At 63.6% G+C, this 19,930-nt stretch carries 20 protein-coding genes; 15 read left to right on the top strand and 5 right to left on the bottom strand.

The features are described from left to right. Window positions 1-29 precede the first annotated feature (29 nt). The 3 genes from TZ03_RS07405 to TZ03_RS07415 all read right to left on the bottom strand — a co-directional run bounded on the left by TZ03_RS07405 (window position 30) and on the right by TZ03_RS07415 (window position 3,631). Entirely contained in the window at window positions 30-1,331 is a 1,302-nt protein-coding gene (locus tag TZ03_RS07405) for an MFS transporter (protein ID WP_051096692.1), read from the bottom strand. A gap of 275 nt (window positions 1,332-1,606) precedes the next feature. Then, window positions 1,607-2,812, bottom strand: a complete 1,206-nt coding sequence (locus TZ03_RS07410; RefSeq protein WP_051096693.1) for a transporter associated domain-containing protein — start codon at window positions 2,810-2,812, stop codon at window positions 1,607-1,609. A gap of 9 nt (window positions 2,813-2,821) precedes the next feature. Then, a complete protein-coding gene (locus tag TZ03_RS07415; protein WP_051096694.1) occupies window positions 2,822-3,631 on the bottom strand; it encodes an inner membrane protein YpjD in 810 nt (269 codons plus the stop codon). Window positions 3,632-3,943: 312 nt separating this feature from the next. Between TZ03_RS07415 and ffh the strand changes: the two genes are divergently transcribed. The 12 genes from ffh (at window position 3,944) to TZ03_RS07475 (ending at window position 13,837) form a co-directional block, all read left to right on the top strand. Beyond that, entirely contained in the window at window positions 3,944-5,320 is a 1,377-nt protein-coding gene (gene ffh / locus TZ03_RS07420; protein WP_012270758.1) for a signal recognition particle protein, read from the top strand. A 246-nt stretch (window positions 5,321-5,566) separates the two neighbouring features. Then, entirely contained in the window at window positions 5,567-5,818 is a 252-nt protein-coding gene (gene rpsP / locus TZ03_RS07425; RefSeq protein ID WP_003259424.1) for a 30S ribosomal protein S16, read from the top strand. 5 nt (window positions 5,819-5,823) lie between these two features. After that, entirely contained in the window at window positions 5,824-6,360 is a 537-nt protein-coding gene (gene rimM, locus TZ03_RS07430) for a ribosome maturation factor RimM (protein ID WP_051096695.1), read from the top strand. Between the two features lie 3 nt (window positions 6,361-6,363). Then, on the top strand, window positions 6,364-7,116 hold the full coding sequence (gene trmD / locus TZ03_RS07435) for a tRNA (guanosine(37)-N1)-methyltransferase TrmD (RefSeq protein WP_003252146.1): 753 nt from the start codon (window positions 6,364-6,366) through the stop codon (window positions 7,114-7,116). 42 nt (window positions 7,117-7,158) lie between these two features. Continuing rightward, complete coding sequence (rplS, locus tag TZ03_RS07440) at window positions 7,159-7,509, top strand: 50S ribosomal protein L19 (protein ID WP_003252148.1); 351 nt, start codon at window positions 7,159-7,161, stop codon at window positions 7,507-7,509. 95 nt (window positions 7,510-7,604) lie between these two features. After that, a complete protein-coding gene (locus tag TZ03_RS07445; RefSeq protein WP_051096696.1) occupies window positions 7,605-8,012 on the top strand; it encodes an acyl-CoA thioesterase in 408 nt (135 codons plus the stop codon). A 172-nt stretch (window positions 8,013-8,184) separates the two neighbouring features. Further along, complete coding sequence (xerD, locus tag TZ03_RS07450) at window positions 8,185-9,081, top strand: site-specific tyrosine recombinase XerD (protein WP_051096697.1); 897 nt, start codon at window positions 8,185-8,187, stop codon at window positions 9,079-9,081. A gap of 153 nt (window positions 9,082-9,234) precedes the next feature. Next, complete coding sequence (locus tag TZ03_RS07455) at window positions 9,235-9,978, top strand: thioredoxin fold domain-containing protein (protein ID WP_051096698.1); 744 nt, start codon at window positions 9,235-9,237, stop codon at window positions 9,976-9,978. An 83-nt stretch (window positions 9,979-10,061) separates the two neighbouring features. Next, window positions 10,062-11,366 (top strand): homoserine dehydrogenase, encoded by a 1,305-nt coding sequence (locus TZ03_RS07460; protein ID WP_051096699.1) that lies wholly within the window; start codon window positions 10,062-10,064, stop codon window positions 11,364-11,366. 55 nt (window positions 11,367-11,421) lie between these two features. Then, window positions 11,422-12,831, top strand: a complete 1,410-nt coding sequence (gene thrC, locus TZ03_RS07465) for a threonine synthase (RefSeq protein ID WP_051096700.1) — start codon at window positions 11,422-11,424, stop codon at window positions 12,829-12,831. A gap of 225 nt (window positions 12,832-13,056) precedes the next feature. Then, entirely contained in the window at window positions 13,057-13,476 is a 420-nt protein-coding gene (locus TZ03_RS07470) for a histidine kinase (RefSeq protein ID WP_051096701.1), read from the top strand. 79 nt (window positions 13,477-13,555) lie between these two features. After that, entirely contained in the window at window positions 13,556-13,837 is a 282-nt protein-coding gene (locus tag TZ03_RS07475; RefSeq protein ID WP_051096702.1) for a DUF3509 domain-containing protein, read from the top strand. Between the two features lie 251 nt (window positions 13,838-14,088). On the opposite strand, the gene TZ03_RS07480 is transcribed toward TZ03_RS07475, so the two are convergent. Next, on the bottom strand, window positions 14,089-14,964 hold the full coding sequence (locus TZ03_RS07480) for a TIGR02285 family protein (RefSeq protein ID WP_051096703.1): 876 nt from the start codon (window positions 14,962-14,964) through the stop codon (window positions 14,089-14,091). A gap of 10 nt (window positions 14,965-14,974) precedes the next feature. Then, window positions 14,975-16,174: a CaiB/BaiF CoA transferase family protein gene (locus TZ03_RS07485; protein ID WP_051096704.1), complete on the bottom strand. Its 1,200-nt coding sequence runs from the start codon at window positions 16,172-16,174 to the stop codon at window positions 14,975-14,977. Between the two features lie 132 nt (window positions 16,175-16,306). Between TZ03_RS07485 and TZ03_RS07490 the strand changes: the two genes are divergently transcribed. The 3 genes from TZ03_RS07490 (at window position 16,307) to TZ03_RS07500 (ending at window position 19,887) form a co-directional block, all read left to right on the top strand. Then, window positions 16,307-16,849 carry a YaeQ family protein gene (locus TZ03_RS07490; protein ID WP_051096705.1) on the top strand — a complete coding sequence of 181 codons (543 nt, stop codon included), beginning with the start codon at window positions 16,307-16,309 and terminating at the stop codon, window positions 16,847-16,849. A gap of 8 nt (window positions 16,850-16,857) precedes the next feature. After that, window positions 16,858-18,567 (top strand): single-stranded-DNA-specific exonuclease RecJ, encoded by a 1,710-nt coding sequence (recJ, locus tag TZ03_RS07495; protein WP_051096706.1) that lies wholly within the window; start codon window positions 16,858-16,860, stop codon window positions 18,565-18,567. A gap of 213 nt (window positions 18,568-18,780) precedes the next feature. Then, on the top strand, window positions 18,781-19,887 hold the full coding sequence (locus TZ03_RS07500; protein WP_051096707.1) for an NADH:flavin oxidoreductase/NADH oxidase: 1,107 nt from the start codon (window positions 18,781-18,783) through the stop codon (window positions 19,885-19,887). The last annotated feature ends 43 nt before the right edge of the window (window positions 19,888-19,930 follow it).

Consider the following 19,930-nt stretch of genomic DNA (forward strand, 5'->3'; position numbering starts at 1 on the left):
CGCATCTCTTGCAGCTTGAGGCTTGAGGCTTACAGCTCGGTATTGCGCGTCTCTTTCAGGCACAGCACAGCAATCAAGCTGATCACCGCCGCTGCCGATACATAACCCCCCACCCAGCTCAACCCACCCATGCTCACCAGCTTCTGGGCAAAGAACGGCGCCGCCGAAGCGCCGACGATGCCGCCCAGGTTGTACGCCGCCGAAGCCCCGGTATAGCGCACATGGGTCGGGAACAGCTCAGGCAGCAAGGCCCCCATCGGCGCGAAGGTCACGCCCATCAGGAACAGCTCGATGGCCAGGAACAGCGCCACGCCCGTGGTCGACCCCGAGGTCAGCAGCGGTTCCATGGTAAAGCCCGAGGCTACCGCCAGCAGGCCGCCGACGATCAGCACCGGCTTGCGTCCGTAACGGTCGCTGAGCCAGGCCGACAGTGGCGTGGCCAGGGCCATGAACACCACCGCGAAGCACAGCAGGCCAAGGAAAGTCTCGCGGCTGTAGCCCAGCGTGGTCACGCCGTAGCTCAGCGAGAACACCGTCGAGATGTAGAACAGCGCGTAGCACACCACCATGGCAGCGGCGCCCAGCAGGGTCGGCAGCCAGTACCTGGAAAACAGGTCGACCACCGGCATTTTCACCCGCTCGTGGCGAGCGACGGCCTTGGCGAACACCGGGCTTTCTTCGAGCTTCAGGCGTACATACAGGCCCACCAGCACCAGGGCGGCGCTGAGCAGGAACGGAATACGCCAGCCCCACTCGCGGAACTGCTCGTCGCTGAGCACCAGGGCCAAGGTCAGGAACAGGCCGTTGGCGGCCAGGAAACCGATCGAAGGGCCCAACTGCGGGAACATGCCGAACCAGGCACGCTTGCCTTCCGGCGCGTTCTCGGTGGCCAGCAAGGCCGCGCCACCCCATTCGCCGCCCAGGCCAAGGCCTTGGCCAAAGCGCAGCAGGCAGAGAATGATCGGCGCCCATACGCCAATGCTGTCATAGCCCGGCAGCAAGCCGATGGCCGTGGTGGACACACCCATCAGCAGCAGCGAGGCGACCAGGGTCGACTTGCGGCCGATACGGTCGCCAAAGTGACCAAACAACGCCGAGCCCAGCGGCCGGGCGAGGAAGGCGATGCCGAAGGTAAGGAAGGCGGCCAGCATCTGCGCAGTGCCCGACCCGGACGGGAAGAACACCGGGCCGATCACCAGGGCAGCGGCAGTGGCGTAGACGTAGAAATCGTAGAACTCGATGGCGGTGCCGATGAAGCTGGCGGTGGCAACCCGCGCTGGCGAGTTGACCGGCGCGGCAGGCGCTTCGGCATAGGTGCTGCTGGTGGTCATTAAGTAGGTCCCTAACAGTCTGGTCCAGCTCCATGGGCATAGTCTGCGCCGGCGTGCAATGCAAAGGGCAGGCACGGTTGCGCGGACGCCGGAGCGTTTTGTTGTTGTGCGCGCCCGACTGACGATAGCCCAAGGGGGATAGGGGCGGGCGCGGGCACTGTTCGGGGTGTTGAAGCAGGACCGCAGGGCGTGTCAGTGGAGCGGACTGGCCGTTGGGCGCCGGGTGCGGGTAGCAGGCGCGACGGCGGGGCTGGGTAAGCGTGACCCGAGTATAGCTATCGGGTCACGGTCCACACCAGTACCTTGCTGGCACAATTGTCCTCTGTTTCGAGGATTTCCAGGCGATAGCGGCCGATCTTCAGGCAAACGGCGCTTTCCGGGATGCTTTCCAGTGCTTCGGTGACCAGCCCGTTGAGGGTTTTCGGCCCGCCGTCACAGGGCAAGTGCCAGCCCAGGGTGCGGTTGAGCTCGCGTAGCGAAGCGGTGCCGTCGATGACGAAGGTGCCATCGGGCTGCGGATGCACGTGCGGGTTGTCCAGGCTCTGCTCGTCTTCGAACTCGCCGACGATCTCTTCGAGGATGTCTTCCAGGGTGACGATGCCCAGCACCTCACCGTATTCATCCACCACCACGCCCAAGCGGCGTTGCTGCTTGTGGAAGTTCAGCAGTTGCAGCTGCAGGGGTGTGCTCTCCGGCACGAAGTAGGGCTCGTAGCAGGCGCCATGCAGCTTCTCCAGGGTCAGCTCGGCCTTGGGCAGCAGGTGGCTGATCAGTTTGGTGTTGAGGATCGCTTCGACCTGGTTGATATCGTTGTGGTAGACCGGCAGGCGGGTGTGGCGGCTGACGATCAGTTGCTCGATGATGCGTTCGATCGGCTCATCGAGGTTGATGCCGTCCACTTCGTTGCGTGGCACCAGGATGTCGTTGACGGTGATCTTGTCCAGTGACTGCAGGCCGTCGAACAGGCCATGGCGGGGCGTTTCGTGTTGCTCATCCTCGTCGAAGTCATCCACTTCCTGTGGGTGCAGGGCCACCGCCGTGGGTTGCACGCGGAACGGGCGCAGGATCATCTTGGCGCAGCCGTCCAGCAGGCAGGCCAGAGGCTGCAGCAGGGCGAGGGGCACTTTCAGCAGGCTGGCCGCGAGGCTGACGAAGGCGTATGGATTGCGCCGGGCCAGGCGCCGCGGCAGGTATTCGGCAAAGACCAGCAAGGTGAAGGTAGCGGCCAGCCCCGCCAGCCAGAAACCGTGCTCGCCACTATGGCGCTGGCCGAGCAGGCAGGCCAGGCCCAGCACCAGCAGCTTGCCCAGGCTGGCGCACAGCACCAGGGCCTGGGCCGGCAGCACGGGCTGGCTGTCGTCGCCGCTGCGCAGCGCACCATTGAGCTGCAGGCGGGCGGCATCCACCGCGGTGAATAGCGCCGACCACAACAGTGCCAGTGCCAGAGTGCCGAATAGCGGTGCGTACGGCAGGGTGTCCATGGGCGGCCGTCAGATATGCAGGATGAATTCGCGAACCAGCTTGCTGCCGAAATAGGCCAGCATCAGCAGGCAGAAACCGGCCAGCGTCCAGCGTATGGCCTTGTGGCCACGCCAGCCCAGGCGGGTGCGGCCCCACAGCAGCACGCTGAACACCACCCAGGCAACGCAGGCCAGCAAGGTCTTGTGCACCAGGTGCTGGGCAAACAGGTTGTCGAGGAACAGCCAACCGGAGATCAGCGACAGCGACAGCAGGCACCAGCCGGCCCAGAGGAAACCGAACAGCAGGCTTTCCATGGTTTGCAGCGGCGGGAAGTTGCGGATCAGCCCGGACGGGTGCTTGTTCTTCAGCTGGCGGTCCTGCAGCAGCAGCAGCAGGGATTGGAACACCGCGATGGTGAACAGCCCGTAGGCCAGGATCGACAGCAGGATATGCGCGAGGATACCCGGTTCTTCGTTGATCAGCGGCACCGTGCCGGGTGGCGCGAACTGGGCCAGCAGCGCGGTCACCGCACCAAGCGGGAACAGCAGCAGCAACAGGTTTTCCACCGGTATGCGCAGGCACGCCAGCAGGGTCAGGGCGATGACCGCCACGGCGATCAGGCTGGCGGCGCTGAAGAAGTCCAGGCTCAGGCCCAGCGGGGTGATCAGCTGGAAGAACAGCGCACCGGCCTGGGCCAGCACCGCGAAGGCACCCAGCAGGCCAAGCAGCCGCTTGTCGGACTTGCGACCTTGGGCCACGTGCGAGCCCTGGTAGATGGCCGCAGCTATATATAGGCCGGCGGCGATCAGGTTGGGGATGAGGCTGGGAGAGGAGACCATAAGTCCTGGTTGACGAGCCTTAAAGAGACGGAGTTTGGCATAGATTCCGCCGCTCTAGGAAGACTGAAGGGTTGTGTCAGGGCATTCGCGGGCACGCCCGCTCCCACAGCTATGGTGCAGGCCTGCAGGTAGTGAAGATCCTGTGGGAGCGGGCGCGCCCGCGAAGAGGCCAGCACAGCCACCGAATGTCTCCCAAGGTGTGCGCCGCCGCCGCACTTCGCTATAATCGCCGCCTTGCTGTGCCCAGTGGGTGTGCATTTCCCCTTGGGCGCCTGACAAACCTCGGCTTTTACTGGGCCTGAAAGGATCACCATGTTCGAAAACCTGACCGACCGCCTGTCACAGACGCTGCGCCATGTCACCGGCAAGGCCAAGCTGACCGAAGACAACATCAAGGACACGCTGCGCGAAGTGCGCATGGCCCTGCTCGAGGCCGACGTCGCCCTGCCGGTGGTCAAGGATTTCGTCAACAGCGTCAAGGAACGTGCGGTCGGCACCGAAGTGTCGCGCAGCCTGACCCCGGGCCAGGCGTTCGTGAAGATCGTCCAGGCCGAGCTGGAAAGCCTGATGGGCGCGGCCAACGAAGACCTCGCACTGAACGCCGCCCCGCCCGCCGTGGTGCTGATGGCCGGCCTGCAGGGCGCCGGTAAGACCACCACCGCCGGCAAGCTGGCGCGCTTCCTCAAGGAGCGCAAGAAAAAGAGCGTGATGGTGGTGTCCGCCGACGTCTATCGCCCGGCGGCGATCAAGCAGCTGGAAACCCTGGCCAACGACATCGGCGTCACCTTCTTCCCGTCCGACATCAGCCAGAAGCCGGTGGCCATCGCTGAAGCGGCCATCCGCGAAGCCAAGCTGAAGTTCATCGACGTGGTCATCGTCGATACCGCCGGTCGTCTGCACATCGACGCCGACATGATGGACGAGATCAAGGCGCTGCACGCCGCGGTCAAGCCGATCGAGACCCTGTTCGTGGTCGACGCCATGACCGGCCAGGACGCCGCCAACACCGCCAAGGCCTTTGGCGAGGCGCTGCCGCTGACCGGCGTGGTGCTGACCAAGGTCGACGGTGACGCCCGTGGCGGTGCCGCGCTGTCGGTGCGTGCCATCACCGGCAAACCGATCAAGTTCATCGGCATGGGTGAGAAGACCGAGGCTCTCGAGCCGTTCCACCCCGACCGTGTCGCCTCGCGCATCCTCGGCATGGGCGACGTGCTCAGCCTGATCGAGCAGGCCGAGCAGACCATCGACAAGGCCAAGGCCGACAAGCTGGCCAAGAAGCTGAAGAAGGGCAAGGGCTTCGACCTCGAAGACTTCCGCGACCAGCTGCAGCAGATGAAGAACATGGGCGGCCTGGGCGGCCTGATGGACAAGCTGCCGAGCATCGGCGGGGTCAACCTGTCGCAGATGGGCAACGCCCAAGGCGCGGCCGAAAAGCAGTTCAAGCAGATGGAAGCGATCATCAACTCCATGACCCCGGCCGAGCGTCGCGACCCCGACTTGATCAGCGGCTCGCGCAAGCGCCGTATCGCCCTGGGTTCCGGTACCCAGGTGCAGGACATCGGCCGGCTGATCAAGCAGCACAAGCAGATGCAGAAGATGATGAAGAAATTCTCCGCCAAGGGCGGCATGGCCAAGATGATGCGTGGCCTGGGCGGGATGCTGCCGGGCGGCGGCATGCCGAAGCTGTAACCCCTATTCCGGGAGCCTGCCTGTTACCAGGGAGGCCCCAGAACCCCCGCCTTGGCGGGGCAACGGCCGCGGATTTCGCGGCTCAACCGGCAAATCTGGACGGCAGGGCAGGGCCTTGCCGAAAAAGTCATTTGCAAATGTCCGTGTATTCCCCGAGAATATGCGGCCTTTTGGGCACCCGTGTGCCTATTTGGCATTCAGATTTGCAGTACCAACTGCAGCACCGACTATAGGAACGATGTTCACATGGTAACCATTCGTCTGGCCCGTGGCGGCTCGAAAAAGCGCCCATTCTACCACCTGACCGTGACCAACTCGCGTAACGCCCGTGACGGCCGTTTCGTTGAGCGCGTAGGTTTCTTCAACCCGATCGCTGCTGGCGCCGAAGTCAAGCTGTCGGTCAACCAAGAGCGCGTCAACTACTGGCTGAGCCAGGGCGCACAGCCGTCTGAGCGTGTTGCTCAGCTGCTGAAGGACGCTGCCAAGGCTGCTGCCTGAGCAATATGAACGCGACGCCAGAAAAGGCTGACGACCTCATCGTCGTTGGCAAGATTTTTTCGGTTCACGGCGTTCGCGGCGAGGTGAAGGTGTATTCCTTTACCGATCCGATTGAAAACCTGTTGGATTATCCGCGCTGGACGCTTCGGCACGAAGGCAAGGTAAAGCAGGTCGAGCTGGTCAGCGGTCGTGGCTCCCAAAAGGGCCTGGTCGTGAAGCTCAAAGGCCTCGACGATCGCGATGAAGCCCGTCTTCTGAGCGGTTACGAAATCTGCATCCCGCGGAGCCTTTTGCCCAACCTGGCTGCCGACGAGTACTACTGGTACCAGTTGGTAGGTCTGAAGGTCATCAACCAGGACGAACAACTGTTCGGCAAGGTCGATCACCTGTTGGAGACCGGTGCGAACGATGTAATGGTGGTCAAGCCCTGTGCTGGCAGCCTGGATGATCGCGAGCGTCTGTTGCCCTATACGGAGCAATGCGTGCTGGCAATCGACCTGGAAGCAGGCACGATGCGGGTTGAGTGGGACGCGGACTTCTAGACGATGGGTAACCTTCGCGTAGATGTCATCACGTTGTTCCCCGAGATGTTCTCGGCCATCACGGAGTACGGCATTACCAGCCGCGCGGTGAAACAGGGGTTGCTTCAGGTGACTTGCTGGAACCCGCGGGACTACACCACAGATCGCCACCACACGGTGGATGATCGGCCGTTTGGCGGTGGTCCGGGCATGGTGATGAAAATCAAGCCTCTGGAAGACGCCCTGGTTAGCGCCAGGCAAGCGACCGGAGCAGCGGCGAAGGTGATCTACCTTTCGCCACAAGGCCGCAAGCTGACTCAGCAGGCGGTCAAAGGCCTGGCCGAACAGGAATCGTTGATCCTGATCGCCGGTCGTTATGAAGGCATCGACGAGCGCTTTATCGAGGCTCATGTCGATGAGGAGTGGTCGATTGGCGACTATGTGCTTTCCGGTGGCGAGCTGCCGGCCATGGTACTGATCGATGCGGTTACGCGGCTGCTGCCCGGAGCTTTAGGGCATGTGGACTCGGCGGAAGAAGATTCCTTCACCGACGGTCTGCTCGATTGCCCGCACTACACCCGGCCTGAGGTGTATGCGGATCAGCGTGTTCCCGACGTGTTGCTAAGTGGCAACCATGCACACATCCGGCGTTGGAGAATGAAGCAGTCCCTTGGTAGGACCTTCGAACGACGCGCCGATCTTCTGGAAAGTCGCTCACTTTCTGGAGAAGAGAAGAAGCTGCTCGAGGAATATCTCCGCGAGCGGGACGATAGTTAAACGTATCGATGGTGGATCACGTATCCATCTTAGGAGCACAGCATGACCAACAAGATCATCCAGCAGCTCGAAGCCGAGCAGATGAGCAAGGAAATCCCGACCTTCGCACCAGGCGACACCGTTGTCGTCCAGGTTAAAGTGAAGGAAGGTGAGCGTTCCCGTCTGCAGGCGTTCGAAGGCGTCGTTATCGCCAAGCGTAACCGCGGTCTGAACAGCGCCTTCACCGTGCGCAAGATCTCCAGCGGCGTTGGCGTAGAGCGTACCTTCCAGACCTACAGCCCGCAAATCGACAGCCTGGCCGTGAAACGTCGTGGTGACGTGCGTAAAGCCAAGCTGTACTACCTGCGCGACCTTTCCGGCAAAGCCGCTCGCATCAAGGAAAAACTGTCCTGAGTGCAGTTTGCCCGGTGGCCGAGGCCGCCTAGCGAGAAAAAAGCAGCCTTCGGGCTGCTTTTTTGCATTCTGAATTCTCAAAACATGTGATTGCCATGACTACCCGAGACCAGGAAATCCAGCGCCGCACCGAGCTGTCGGTGACCCGCGTGACCAAGGCGGTGTTCCCCAACACCACCAACCACCACAACACCCTGTTCGGCGGCACCGCCCTGGCCTGGATGGACGAAGTGTCGTTCATCGCCGCCACGCGCTTCTGCCGCCTGCCGCTGGTGACGGTGTCCACCGACCGTATCGACTTCAAGCACCCGATCCCGGCGGGCTCGATCGTCGAACTGGTGGGGACGGTGATCAAGGTCGGCAATACCAGCCTGCAGGTGCAAGTGGATGTGTTTGTCGAGAACATGTACCTGGACGGCCGCGAGCGGGCAATCCATGGGGTGTTCAGCTTCGTCGCCATCGACGAGGACAAGCGCCCGGTGCCGGTGCTGCCGCAGGTCTGAGCACTCCTGTACTGGCCCTATCGCCGGCAAGCCAGCTCCCACAGGAACCCCGCAGGCTTCGAGTACTGTGCAGTACCTGTGGGAGCTGGCTTGCCGGCGATAGGGCCAGTACAGACAACCCCCAAGCTGCTGTGAAACACTAGCCCCATCTAACCACACCCAGCAGCCCCGCATGCCCGCCCTAGACCACCCTCTGATCGACCAGTTCCTCGACGCCCTGTGGCTGGAAAAAGGCCTGTCCGACAACACCCGCGTGTCCTACCGCAGCGACCTGGCCCTGTTCAATGGCTGGCTGCAGGAGCATTCCGTATCGCTGCCAGACGCCGGCCGCGACTTGATCCTCGACCACTTGGCCTGGCGCTTCGAACAAGGCTACAAGCCACGCTCCACGGCGCGCTTCCTCTCTGGCCTGCGCGGTTTCTTCCGTTACCTGCTGCGGGAAAAGCTGGTGGCCATCGACCCGACCTTGCAGGTCGACATGCCGCAGTTGGGCAAACCACTGCCCAAGTCACTGTCCGAAGCCGACGTCGAAGCCTTGCTGCAAGCCCCTGACCTGGGCGAAGCCATCGGCCAGCGCGACCGCGCCATGCTCGAAGTGTTGTATGCCTGCGGCCTGCGCGTCACCGAACTGGTCAGCCTGGCCCTCGACCAGGTCAACCTGCGCCAAGGTGTGCTGCGGGTGATGGGCAAGGGCAGCAAGGAGCGCCTGGTGCCCATGGGCGAAGAAGCGGTGCTGTGGCTGGAGCGTTACCTGCGCAATGGCCGCGCCGAGCTGCTCAATGGCCGCCCCAGCGATGTGCTGTTCCCCAGCCTGCGTGGCGAGCAGATGACCCGCCAGACCTTCTGGCACCGCATCAAGCAGCATGCCCGGGTAGCCGGCATCGACAAACCGCTGTCGCCCCACACCCTGCGCCATGCCTTCGCCACCCACCTGCTCAACCATGGCGCCGACCTGCGCGTGGTGCAGATGCTGCTGGGCCACAGCGACCTGTCGACCACGCAGATCTACACCCATGTCGCCAAGGCCCGCTTGCAGCAACTGCATGCCCAGCACCATCCACGTGGATGAATGTTTTTCATGTTCCGCTGACCGGTCCTTGCCAGGCCCTTCACCGGCGGCATGATGTGGTAGGCTTGGACGGTTTGCACCAAGGGCCGCACGGCCACCGCGTATTTTCCGCAGGTGGCGCCCTCCGGCCCCTGTCCGCCTTCAGGAGTTCCCATGCGCGTGACCCAGTTTTTCGCCGCCGCCGCGTTGGCGTTGGCCAGTACCTTTGCCGTTGCCGCGGCAACCGATAGCAATGCCGGTGCCGAGCAGGCCATCCGTAAATCGTTGCAGAACCTCGAACTGGAAGTGCCCATCGAAAGCGTGGCCAGCAGCCCGGTCAGCGGCCTGTACGAAGTCAAGCTGCAGGGCGGCCGCGTGTTGTACGCCAGCGCCGACGGCCAGTTCGTGATGCAGGGCTACCTGTTCCAGATCCAGGACGGCAAGCCGGTCAACCTCACCGAGAAAACCGAGCGTCTGGGCATCGCCAAGCTCATCAACGGCATTCCAGCCGCCGAGATGGTGGTTTATCCTGCCAAGGGCGAGACCAAGTCGCATATCACCGTGTTCACCGACACCACTTGCCCGTACTGCCACAAGCTGCACGCCGAAGTGCCCGAACTCAACCGCCGCGGTATCGAAGTGCGTTACGTCGCCTTCCCGCGCCAGGGCCTCGGCTCGCCGGGTGACCAGCAGTTGCAGGCAGTGTGGTGCTCCAGCGACCGCCGTGGGGCGATGGACAAGATGGTCGAAGGCGAAGAGATCAAGGCCGCCAAGTGCGCCAACCCGGTCGGCAAGCAGTTCCAGCTGGGCCAGTCGATCGGCGTCAACGGCACGCCGGCCATCGTCCTTGAAAGCGGCCAGGTCATTCCGGGCTACCAGCCGGCACCGCAGGTCGCCAAGCTGGCACTGGCCAAGTAATCCAATTCAGTACGCCGTCGTCATGGGGTGACGGCATGTTTCACGGTCGGCGAAGGTGCCGGCCGTTCAATGGGGAGTTCACAGTGAAACCGGTCAAAGTAGGCATCTGTGGGTTGGGGACCGTCGGTGGCGGAACCTTCAATGTACTTCAGCGCAACGCCGAGGAGATTGCCCGCCGTGCCGGGCGCGGTATTGAAGTGGCACAGATCGCCATGCGCTCGCAGAACCCGAACTGCCAGATTACCGGTACCCCCATTACCGCTGATGTGTTCGAAGTCGCGAGCAACCCGGAGATCGACATTGTCATCGAGCTGATCGGTGGCTACACCGTGGCCCGCGACCTGGTGCTCAAGGCTATCGAAAACGGCAAGCACGTGGTCACCGCCAACAAGGCGCTGATCGCCGTGCATGGCAACGAGATCTTCGCCAAGGCCCGCGAGAAGGGCGTGATCGTCGCCTTCGAAGCGGCGGTGGCCGGTGGCATCCCGGTGATCAAGGCCATCCGCGAAGGCCTGTCGGCCAACCACATCAACTGGCTGGCCGGCATCATCAACGGCACCGGCAACTTTATCCTCACCGAAATGCGTGAAAAGGGCCGTGCCTTCCCCGACGTGCTGGCCGAAGCCCAGGCGCTGGGTTACGCCGAAGCCGACCCGACCTTCGACGTCGAAGGCATCGATGCCGCGCACAAGCTGACCATCCTGGCGTCGATCGCCTTCGGTATCCCGCTGCAGTTCGACAAGGCCTACACCGAAGGCATCACCCAGCTGACCACCGCTGACGTGAACTACGCCGAGGCCCTGGGCTACCGCATCAAGCACCTGGGCGTGGCCCGTCGCACCGCCGAAGGCATCGAGCTGCGCGTGCACCCGACGCTGATCCCGGCCGACCGCTTGATCGCCAACGTCAACGGCGTGATGAACGCCGTCATGGTCAATGGCGATGCCGCCGGTTCCACCCTGTACTACGGCGCGGGCGCCGGCATGGAGCCTACCGCTTCGTCGGTGGTCGGCGACCTGGTCGACGTGGTCCGTGCCATGACTTCCGACCCGGAAAACCGCGTGCCGCACCTGGCCTTCCAGCCGGATTCGCTGTCGGCCCACCCGATCCTGCCGATCGAGGCCTGCGAAAGCGCCTATTACCTGCGCATCCAGGCCAAGGATCACCCGGGCGTACTGGCCCAGGTGGCCAGCATCCTCTCGGAGCGTGGCATCAACATCGAGTCGATCATGCAGAAGGAAGCCGAGGAGCAGGACGGCCTGGTACCGATGATCCTGCTGACCCATGGCGTGGTCGAGCAGCGTATCAACGACGCCATCGTCGCCCTGGAAGCCCTGCAGGACGTGGTCGGCAAGGTCGTGCGCATCCGCGTCGAGCAGCTCAATTAATTTCGCCGTCGGGCCGCCAGCGCGGCCCGGGCCCTAGTATCGAAGGTTTGCACCCATGCGCTATATCAGTACCCGCGGCCAGGCACCGGCCTTGAATTTCGAAGACGTCCTGCTGGCTGGCCTGGCCAGTGACGGCGGCCTGTACGTACCGGAAAACCTGCCACGCTTCACCCAGGAAGAAATCGCCTCGTGGGCCGGCCTGCCTTACCACGAGCTGGCCTTCCGGGTGATGCGTCCGTTCGTCGAAGGCAGCATCGCCGACGCCGACTTCAAGAAAATCCTCGAAGAAACCTACGGCGAGTTCGCCCACGCCGCGGTCGCCCCACTGCGCCAGTTGAACAGCAACGAGTGGGTACTGGAGCTGTTCCACGGCCCGACCCTGGCGTTCAAGGACTTCGCCCTGCAACTGCTCGGCCGCCTGCTCGACCACGTGCTGGCCAAGCGCAACGAGCGCGTGGTGATCATCGGCGCCACCAGCGGTGACACCGGTTCCGCCGCCATCGAAGGCTGCCGTCGCTGCGACAACGTCGACATCTTCATCCTGCACCCGCACCAGCGCGTGTCGGAAGTGCAGCGCCGGCAGATGACCACCATCTTCGGCGACAACATCCACAACATCGCCATCGAAGGCAACTTCGACGACTGCCAGGAAATGGTCAAGGCCAGCTTCGCTGACCAGTCGTTCCTCAAGGGCACCCGCCTGGTGGCAGTCAACTCGATCAACTGGGCGCGGATCATGGCCCAGATCGTCTACTACTTCCACGCAGCCCTGCAGCTGGGTGGCCCGGCGCGCTCGGTGGCGTTCTCGGTACCGACCGGCAACTTCGGCGACATCTTCGCCGGCTACCTGGCGCGCAACATGGGCCTGCCGATCAGCCAACTGATCGTCGCCACCAACCGCAACGACATCCTGCACCGCTTCATGAGCGGCAACCAGTACGTCAAGGAAACCCTGCACGCGACCCTGTCGCCGTCGATGGACATCATGGTCTCGTCCAACTTCGAGCGCCTGCTGTTCGACCTGCACGGGCGCAACGGTGGTGCAATTGCCGAACTGATGGCCAACTTCAAGCAAGGTGGCGGTTTCAGCGTCGAGCAAGACCGCTGGACCGAAGCCCGCAAGCTGTTCGACTCGCTGGCCGTGAGCGACGAGCAAACCTGCGAGACCATCGCCGAGGTGTTCGCTGCCACCGGTGAAGTGCTCGACCCGCACACCGCGATCGGCGTCAAGGCCGCCCGCGAATGCCGCCGCAGCCTGGACACGCCGATGGTGGTGCTGGGCACCGCGCACCCGGTCAAGTTCCCGGACGCAGTGGAGAAAGCCGGTGTGGGCAAGGCGCTGGAGCTGCCGGCGCACCTCAGCGACCTGTTCAGCCGTGAAGAGCGTTGCACGGTGCTGGCCAATGACCTGAAGGTCGTGCAGGGCTTTGTCAGCCAGCACGGGAACCGCGGCAAGCCGCTGTAAAAGATCAGGGCCGCTTTGCGGCCCATCGCCGGCAAGCCAGCTCCCACACCGACCGCATGGACTCAAGGTCTTGAGCAGTACCCCTGTGGGAGCTGGCTCGCCGGCGATGGGCTGCAGAGCAGCCCCAGATTCTCGGATCTCTCTCGCAGCATTTTCAGAAACGTCCTATTCGGCAGCGCCCAGCGCAACCCTTAGATTAGCCGGTCCTCCCACCAGGAGCGGCTCATGCACCAGACCTCCGTATTGATCCACCAGGCTCGTCCATCCCACCAGATCCTCCTGCATCAGGCCCTGAACGCTCAGTGTGTGTTCGACGTGCGCATCAGCGCAAACACCGCTGAACTTGATGCCTGCCTTGGCGCCAAACGCCACCTCGACCTGCTGGTTCTCGACCACGCCATGCCAACCCGGGCCGGCCTTGCCTTGCTAACCCGGCAGCCACAGGCACGCGCACTGCTGTTCGTCGGCCAGCCCACCCCACAGCGCCACAACCTCGCCCAAGAAGCGCGCAAGAAAGGCCTATGGGTGCTCGCCGAGCTGCCTTGGCCGCTGTCGATGCCGCGCCTGCAGCATGCCCTGCAAACACTGCAAGTGCGCCCGCGCCAGCGTATTCAAACTGTCACATCGGCCCCGCATGCTCACTGAACCAGGCGCGGCATGACGAACTTTCTGCGGCGCCTGCTGGTCAGTTCCTGTATATCCCACCACGCAGCGAGTGATCCGGATGGAAAGAATCTGCAGCCTGCTCAACGACGCCCTGAGCCCTTATCAGACCCACCTCGGCATCGCCGATGCCAGCGGTAATCGCCAACTGACCGTTCACGACCGCCTCGCCGGCATCACCCTGCGGCGTACGGTCAGCGAGCGCCAGTTGCAGGAGCAACGCCTGTTGATCGATCTGGTGGATGGCCTGCATCGTGACCTGCAGATCGCCGAGGGGCGTTTGCAGCCCTGTGTGATCGCGGCACTGCAACAGCGTCAGCAACCCCAGGGAACCTTTGCCTGAGTGGTTTATCAGACACAGTAGCGGCAGCCAGCCAGTGCTTTGCTCCGGCGCTTGGCTAAGCTGTCACGGGAAGTCCCCAAGGACTTTCGCTTGGCCCCGGGCGTTTTCCCCAGCGCCTGGGGTTTCTTTTTCCTGTGACCTGCAGCGGCCCTATCGCCGGCAAGCCAGCTCCCACAGGTACCGCACTGCCCTTGGGGCTCATGCAGTACCTGTGGGAGCTGGCTTGCCGGCGATAGGGCCGCTGCAGGCAATCAGTGCTCTTCGAAAAAAACCTTGCTCTCTTCCAGGTAGTCTTCCCGCAACGCCGGGTCCAGCCAGCGCGCATACAACCCCGGCAACACATCCCGCCGCAGCGCCGGCAACAACCGGTCGATATGCGCCACCGCAGCACGCCCCAGCTCGTTGTCCGAACACCCCACGTGGAAAAACTGATAGCGCTTCACCCCCTGTACCGGATGAAACTGGTAGTCAGCCTGTGACCCGCCTTGCTGCTGGATCAGGTAGCGCACTTCCGGCCAATAGCCGAGCACCATGCGCAAGCGGCCCAGCTGTTGCATCTGCAGCAGGTTGGCAGTGGCATCGTTGCCGTAGTGGCGGCTGAGCACGGTGTCGGGCAACTGCCGTAGGATAGCGTCGATCTGCGTGCCGTAGCTGCGTTCGGCGACAACCCCCAGCTTCAGCGCGGCCTTGCTCAGCAGGCGATGCAGGTCCACCTCCTGGCCGTCGAGGTAGGGCGCCACCAGCGCTTGGCTTTCCTTGCGCAGCACCATGCCGCCACTGAGTACGCCCAGTGACGGCATGGAAAAACGCACATATTCGGCGCGCTCCGGCGTCCACAGCAGGGTCGGGTCGCAAGTGAAGCTGTTGCGGTCTTGTAGCATCTGGATGCCGCGGGCGCGGTTGACCCGCACGATGCTGTGGTCATACTCGGGCATTTGCCTGATCAGCAGGGGCAACAGTTGGTCGATCACCCCCTGGCCCTGCTCCGCGCCTTCGAAAATGGTGAAGGGCGGCAGGTCACGCACCAACCAGAAGACGCGCTCTTTGGCATTGGCAGGCTGCAGCAGCAATGTGGGCAGTAGCCCGCACAGCAGGATCAGGTAGCGTAACCCGCGGGCAGCGAGCATAGGCCAGGGGTCAGACCGCGCCTGCTTCGCGCAGGCCGGCAATGGCCGCCGCATCGTAGCCCAGGCTGCCGAGCAGCGTGTCGGTATGTTCACCCAGCGCCGGACCGACCCACTCGGTGGAGCCGGGGGTGTCCGACAGCTTGGGCACGATACCCGGCATGCGGAAGGGCTTGCCGTCCGGGAGCTTGGCCTGCAAGAACATCTCGCGCGCCAGGTACTGCGGGTCGTTGAACATGTCCTCTGCCGAATAGATACGGCTGGCCGGCACTTCGGCCGTGGTCAGCACCTGCATCAGTTGCTCCAGCGGCAGGCTGTTGGCCCAGCGATCGATCACCCCATACAGCTCGTCGCGGCGCAGGTCGCGGCCATCGTTGCTGGCCAGGGTCGGGTCGTCGGCCAGGTCGGCACGGCCGATGGCCTGCATGAAGCGCTTGAAGATCGCATCGCCGTTGGCACCAATCTGCACATGCTTGCCATCGGCGCTGGTGTGGATGGAGGAGGGTGTGATGCCCGGCATGATGTTGCCGGTACGTTCGCGAATGAAGCCGAACACGTCGAATTCCGGGACCATGCTTTCCATCATGGCGAAGATCGCCTCGTACAGTGCCACGTCCACCACCTGGCCCTGGCCGCCATTGACTTCACGGTGGCGCAGGGCCATCAGTGCGCCGATCACTCCCCACAGGGCGGCAATCGAGTCACCGATGGAAATGCCCGTGCGCACTGGCGGGCGGTCGTCGAAACCGGTGATGTAGCGCAAGCCGCCCATCGACTCACCCACGGCGCCGAAGCCCGGCTGGTCTTTCATCGGCCCGGTCTGGCCGAAGCCCGACAGGCGCACCATCACCAGGCGCGGGTTGAGGGCATGCAGCACGTCCCAGCCCAGGCCGAGCTTTTCCAGCACGCCCGGGCGGAAGTTCTCGATCAGGATGTCGGCCTCGGCCAGCAGGCGCTTGAGAATCTCGCGGCCCTCGGGGTGCTTGAGGTTGAGGGTCAGCGACTGCTTGTTGCGCGCCTGCACGAACCACCACAGCGAGGTGCCCTCGTACAGCTTGCGCCACTTGCGCAACGGGTCGCCGCCATCGGGCGACTCGACCTTGATCACTTCGGCGCCGAATTCGGCGCAGATGCGCGAGGCGAACGGCCCAGCGATCAGGGTGCCGAGTTCGATGACTTTGAGGCCGGCGAGGGGTTTGCTGGGCGTAGGCATAGGGCATCCGTGGCAGATGGGCAGAGCCGTGGTTTTATCATAGGTGCGAAGCGGCAGATACTGTCGCGGCGCAACCAGGGGCAGGATCGGTTAGACTGTGCCACTTTTCTTTGCGCAAGAAGCCCGTCGACCATGGCCCAGCCGTCCACTACCTACAAATTCGAACTGAATCTGACTGACCTCGATCGCAACGTCTACGAAAGCGTCAAACAAACCATCGCGCGCCACCCTTCGGAAACCGAAGAGCGCATGGCGGTTCGCCTGCTGGCGTACGCGCTCTGGTACAACGAGAATTTGTCGTTTGGCCGCGGTCTGTCGGATGTCGATGAACCGGCGCTGTGGGAAAAGAGCCTGGACGATCGCGTACTGCACTGGATCGAAGTCGGCCAGCCAGACGCCGAGCGCCTGACTTGGTGCTCGCGTCGTACCGAGCGCACCAGCCTGCTGGCCTACGGCAGCCTGCGGGTGTGGGAAGGCAAAGTGGTGAGCGCGGTCAAGAACCTGAAGAACCTGAGCATTGCCGCCGTGCCTCAGGAGGTGCTGGAGACGCTGGCTACCGACATGCCGCGCAGCATCAAGTGGGACGTGATGATCAGTGAAGGCACGGTATTCGTGACCGACGACCGTGGCCAGCATGAAGTGCAACTGCAGTGGCTGCTCGGTGAGCGCGGCTGAGATCACCCATGCGTATCGAACCTCGTCCCCTGCCGCCGACCCTGCCATTCCTGGGTAACCTGCCACCCTTGCTGACCCGCCTGTACGCCGCACGCGGCGTGCAGAGCGAGGCCGAACTGGACAAAAGCCTGGCGCGCCTGCTGCCGTACCAACAGCTCAAGGGTATCGAGGCCGGTGTGGACTTGCTGGTCGAAGCCCTCGACCAGCGCCAGCGCATCCTCATCGTTGGCGACTTCGATGCCGACGGCGCTACCGCCAGCACCGTCGGCGTGCTGGGCCTGCGCCTGCTGGGTGCGGCGCATGTCGACTACCTGGTGCCCAACCGCTTCGAATATGGCTACGGCCTGACCCCGGAAATCGTCGAGGTGGCGCTGCAGCGCCAGCCGCAACTGCTGATTACCGTGGACAACGGCATTTCCAGTGTCGACGGGGTGGCGGCAGCCAAGGCCGCCGGGCTCAAGGTGCTGGTCACCGACCACCACCTGCCGGGCGAGCAGTTGCCCGACGCCGACGCCATCATCAACCCCAACCAGCCGGGCTGTGCGTTCCCCAGCAAGTCGCTGGCCGGGGTAGGGGTGATCTTCTATGTACTGATGGCCCTGCGCGCACGCCTGCGCAGCCTCGGGCGCTACGAGACGCAGCCGCAGCCGAACATTGGCGAACTGCTCGACCTGGTCGCCCTGGGCAGCGTCGCCGACGTGGTGCCGCTGGACGCCAACAACCGCATCCTCGTTCACCAGGGCCTCGAGCGCATTCGCGCCGGCCGCGCCCGGCCGGGGCTGAAAGCCATTCTTGAAGTGGCCCGTCGCGATCACCGGCGCATTACCTCCACCGACCTCGGTTTCATCCTCGGCCCACGGCTGAACGCCGCCGGACGCCTGGACGACATGAGCCTGGGCATCGAATGCCTGCTGTGTGAAGACGCCGCGCTGGCCCAGGACATGGCCCAGCAGCTGGACGACCTGAACCAGGACCGCAAGTCCATCGAGCAGGGTATGCAGCGCGAGGCGCTGGCCCAGCTCAAGGACCTGCCGGTCGAGTCGATGCCGTACGGGTTGTGCCTGTTCGATGCCGACTGGCACCAGGGCGTGATCGGTATTCTCGCTTCGCGCCTGAAAGAGCGTTACCACCGCCCGACCATCGCCTTTGCCGATGCTGGCGACGGCATGCTCAAAGGTTCGGCGCGCTCGGTGCCAGGCTTTCACATCCGCGATGCGCTGGATGCCGTGGCGGCGCGCCACCCGCAACTGATCAGCAAGTTCGGCGGCCACGCCATGGCTGCCGGGTTGTCGCTGCCCGAGGGTAATTTCCCGGCATTTGCCGAAGCGTTCGATGAAGAAGTGCGGCGCCAGCTGCGTGAAGAAGACCTGACTGGCCGCTTGCTGTCCGATGGCAGTCTGGCAGTGGAGGAGTTCCACCTCGACCTGGCCAAGGCCCTGCGCCATGCCGGGCCTTGGGGGCAGCACTTCCCCGAGCCGCTGTTCCATGGTGTGTTCCAGCTGGTGGAGCAGCGCGTGGTGGGCGAGCGGCACTTGAAGGTGGTGCTCAAGAGCGAGTGCGGCTCGGTGCGGCTGGATGGCATTGCCTTCGGTATCGACCGCGAAGTGTGGCCGAACCCGACGGTGCGTTGGGTGGAGCTGGCCTACAAGCTGGATGTGAACGAGTTTCGTGGCAATGAAAGTGTGCAGTTGATGATTGCGCATATGGAGCCGCGCTGAGGGTAAGGAGTGTCGGTCCCAGGTGCTCGCCACAGCATCTTCAGCGCCTGTGAGATCACTTTCGAGCCTGGCACCCCGACCCCCACCCAAAATCCCATGGAACCTCCCCCCCACCCAATCTGGTCTAGTCTGAAGAATGACCGGACCCGGGCCAGGGACGTGCAATTGAGTGTCCGGGCCGGATCACCATTGGAGTCCTTGGGAGGTGCCCTCATGAGCCTGCTGCTCGAGCCTTACACCCTGCGTCAGCTGACCCTGCCCAACCGCATCGCCGTTTCGCCGATGTGCCAGTATTCCGCCATCGACGGCTTGGCCAACGACTGGCACCTGGTCCATCTGGGCAGTCGCGCCGTGGGTGGCGCGGGCCTGGTGATCACTGAAGCCGTGGCCGTGACCGCCGATGGCCGCATCACCGCCGAAGACCTCGGCCTGTGGGACGACACGCAGATCGCGCCGCTGCAACGCATCACCCGTTTCATCACCGCCCAGGGCGCCGTGCCCGGCATCCAACTGGCCCACGCTGGGCGCAAGGCCAGCACCTATCGCCCATGGCTGGGCAAGCCAGGTAGCGTCAAGCTCGAAGAAGGCGGCTGGCAGCCGGTGGGGCCGTCGAACATTGCCTTCGATCCGCAGCACACGGTACCGCATGAATTGAGCAAGGACGAAATCCACGACGTGATCGCCGCCTTCGTCGCCTCCACCGAGCGCGCCTTGAAGGCTGGCTTCAAGGTAGTCGAGATTCATGCCGCCCATGGCTACCTGCTGCACCAGTTCCTGTCGCCGCTGAGCAACCAGCGCCGCGACGAATACGGCAGTTGCTTCGAAAACCGCATCCGCCTGACCTTGCAGGTGGTCGAGGCCGTGCGCAAGGTATGGCCTGCCGAACTGCCGCTGTTCGTGCGGGTATCGGCGACCGACTGGGTGGAGGATGGCTGGAATCCGGATGAAACCGTCGAACTGGCCCGCCGCCTACGGGCACAGGGTGTCGACCTGATCGATGTGTCCTCCGGCGGCACCTCGGTCAACGCCGAAATTCCTACCGGCCCCGGCTACCAGACGCGCTTCGCCGAACGCGTGCGCAAGGAATCGGAAATCGCCACCGGCACCGTGGGTATGATCACTGAACCGGCCCAGGCCGAGCACATTTTGCGCACTGGCCAGGCCGATATCATCTTCCTCGCCCGCGAACTGCTGCGCGACCCTTACTGGCCGCTACATGCCGACGACGACCTGGGCGGCAACAAGGCCACCTGGCCAGCGCAATACCAGCGCGCCACCAGCCGGGCCAACCCGATTCACGAGTCGGATTTGCGGGATTGACCTGACACTTTACCGACGGCATGCACGGCCCTTGTGGGAGCGG

The organism is Pseudomonas sp. 10-1B (assembly GCF_000935045.1).
In the GTDB taxonomy this organism is placed as follows: Bacteria; Pseudomonadota; Gammaproteobacteria; order Pseudomonadales; family Pseudomonadaceae; genus Aquipseudomonas.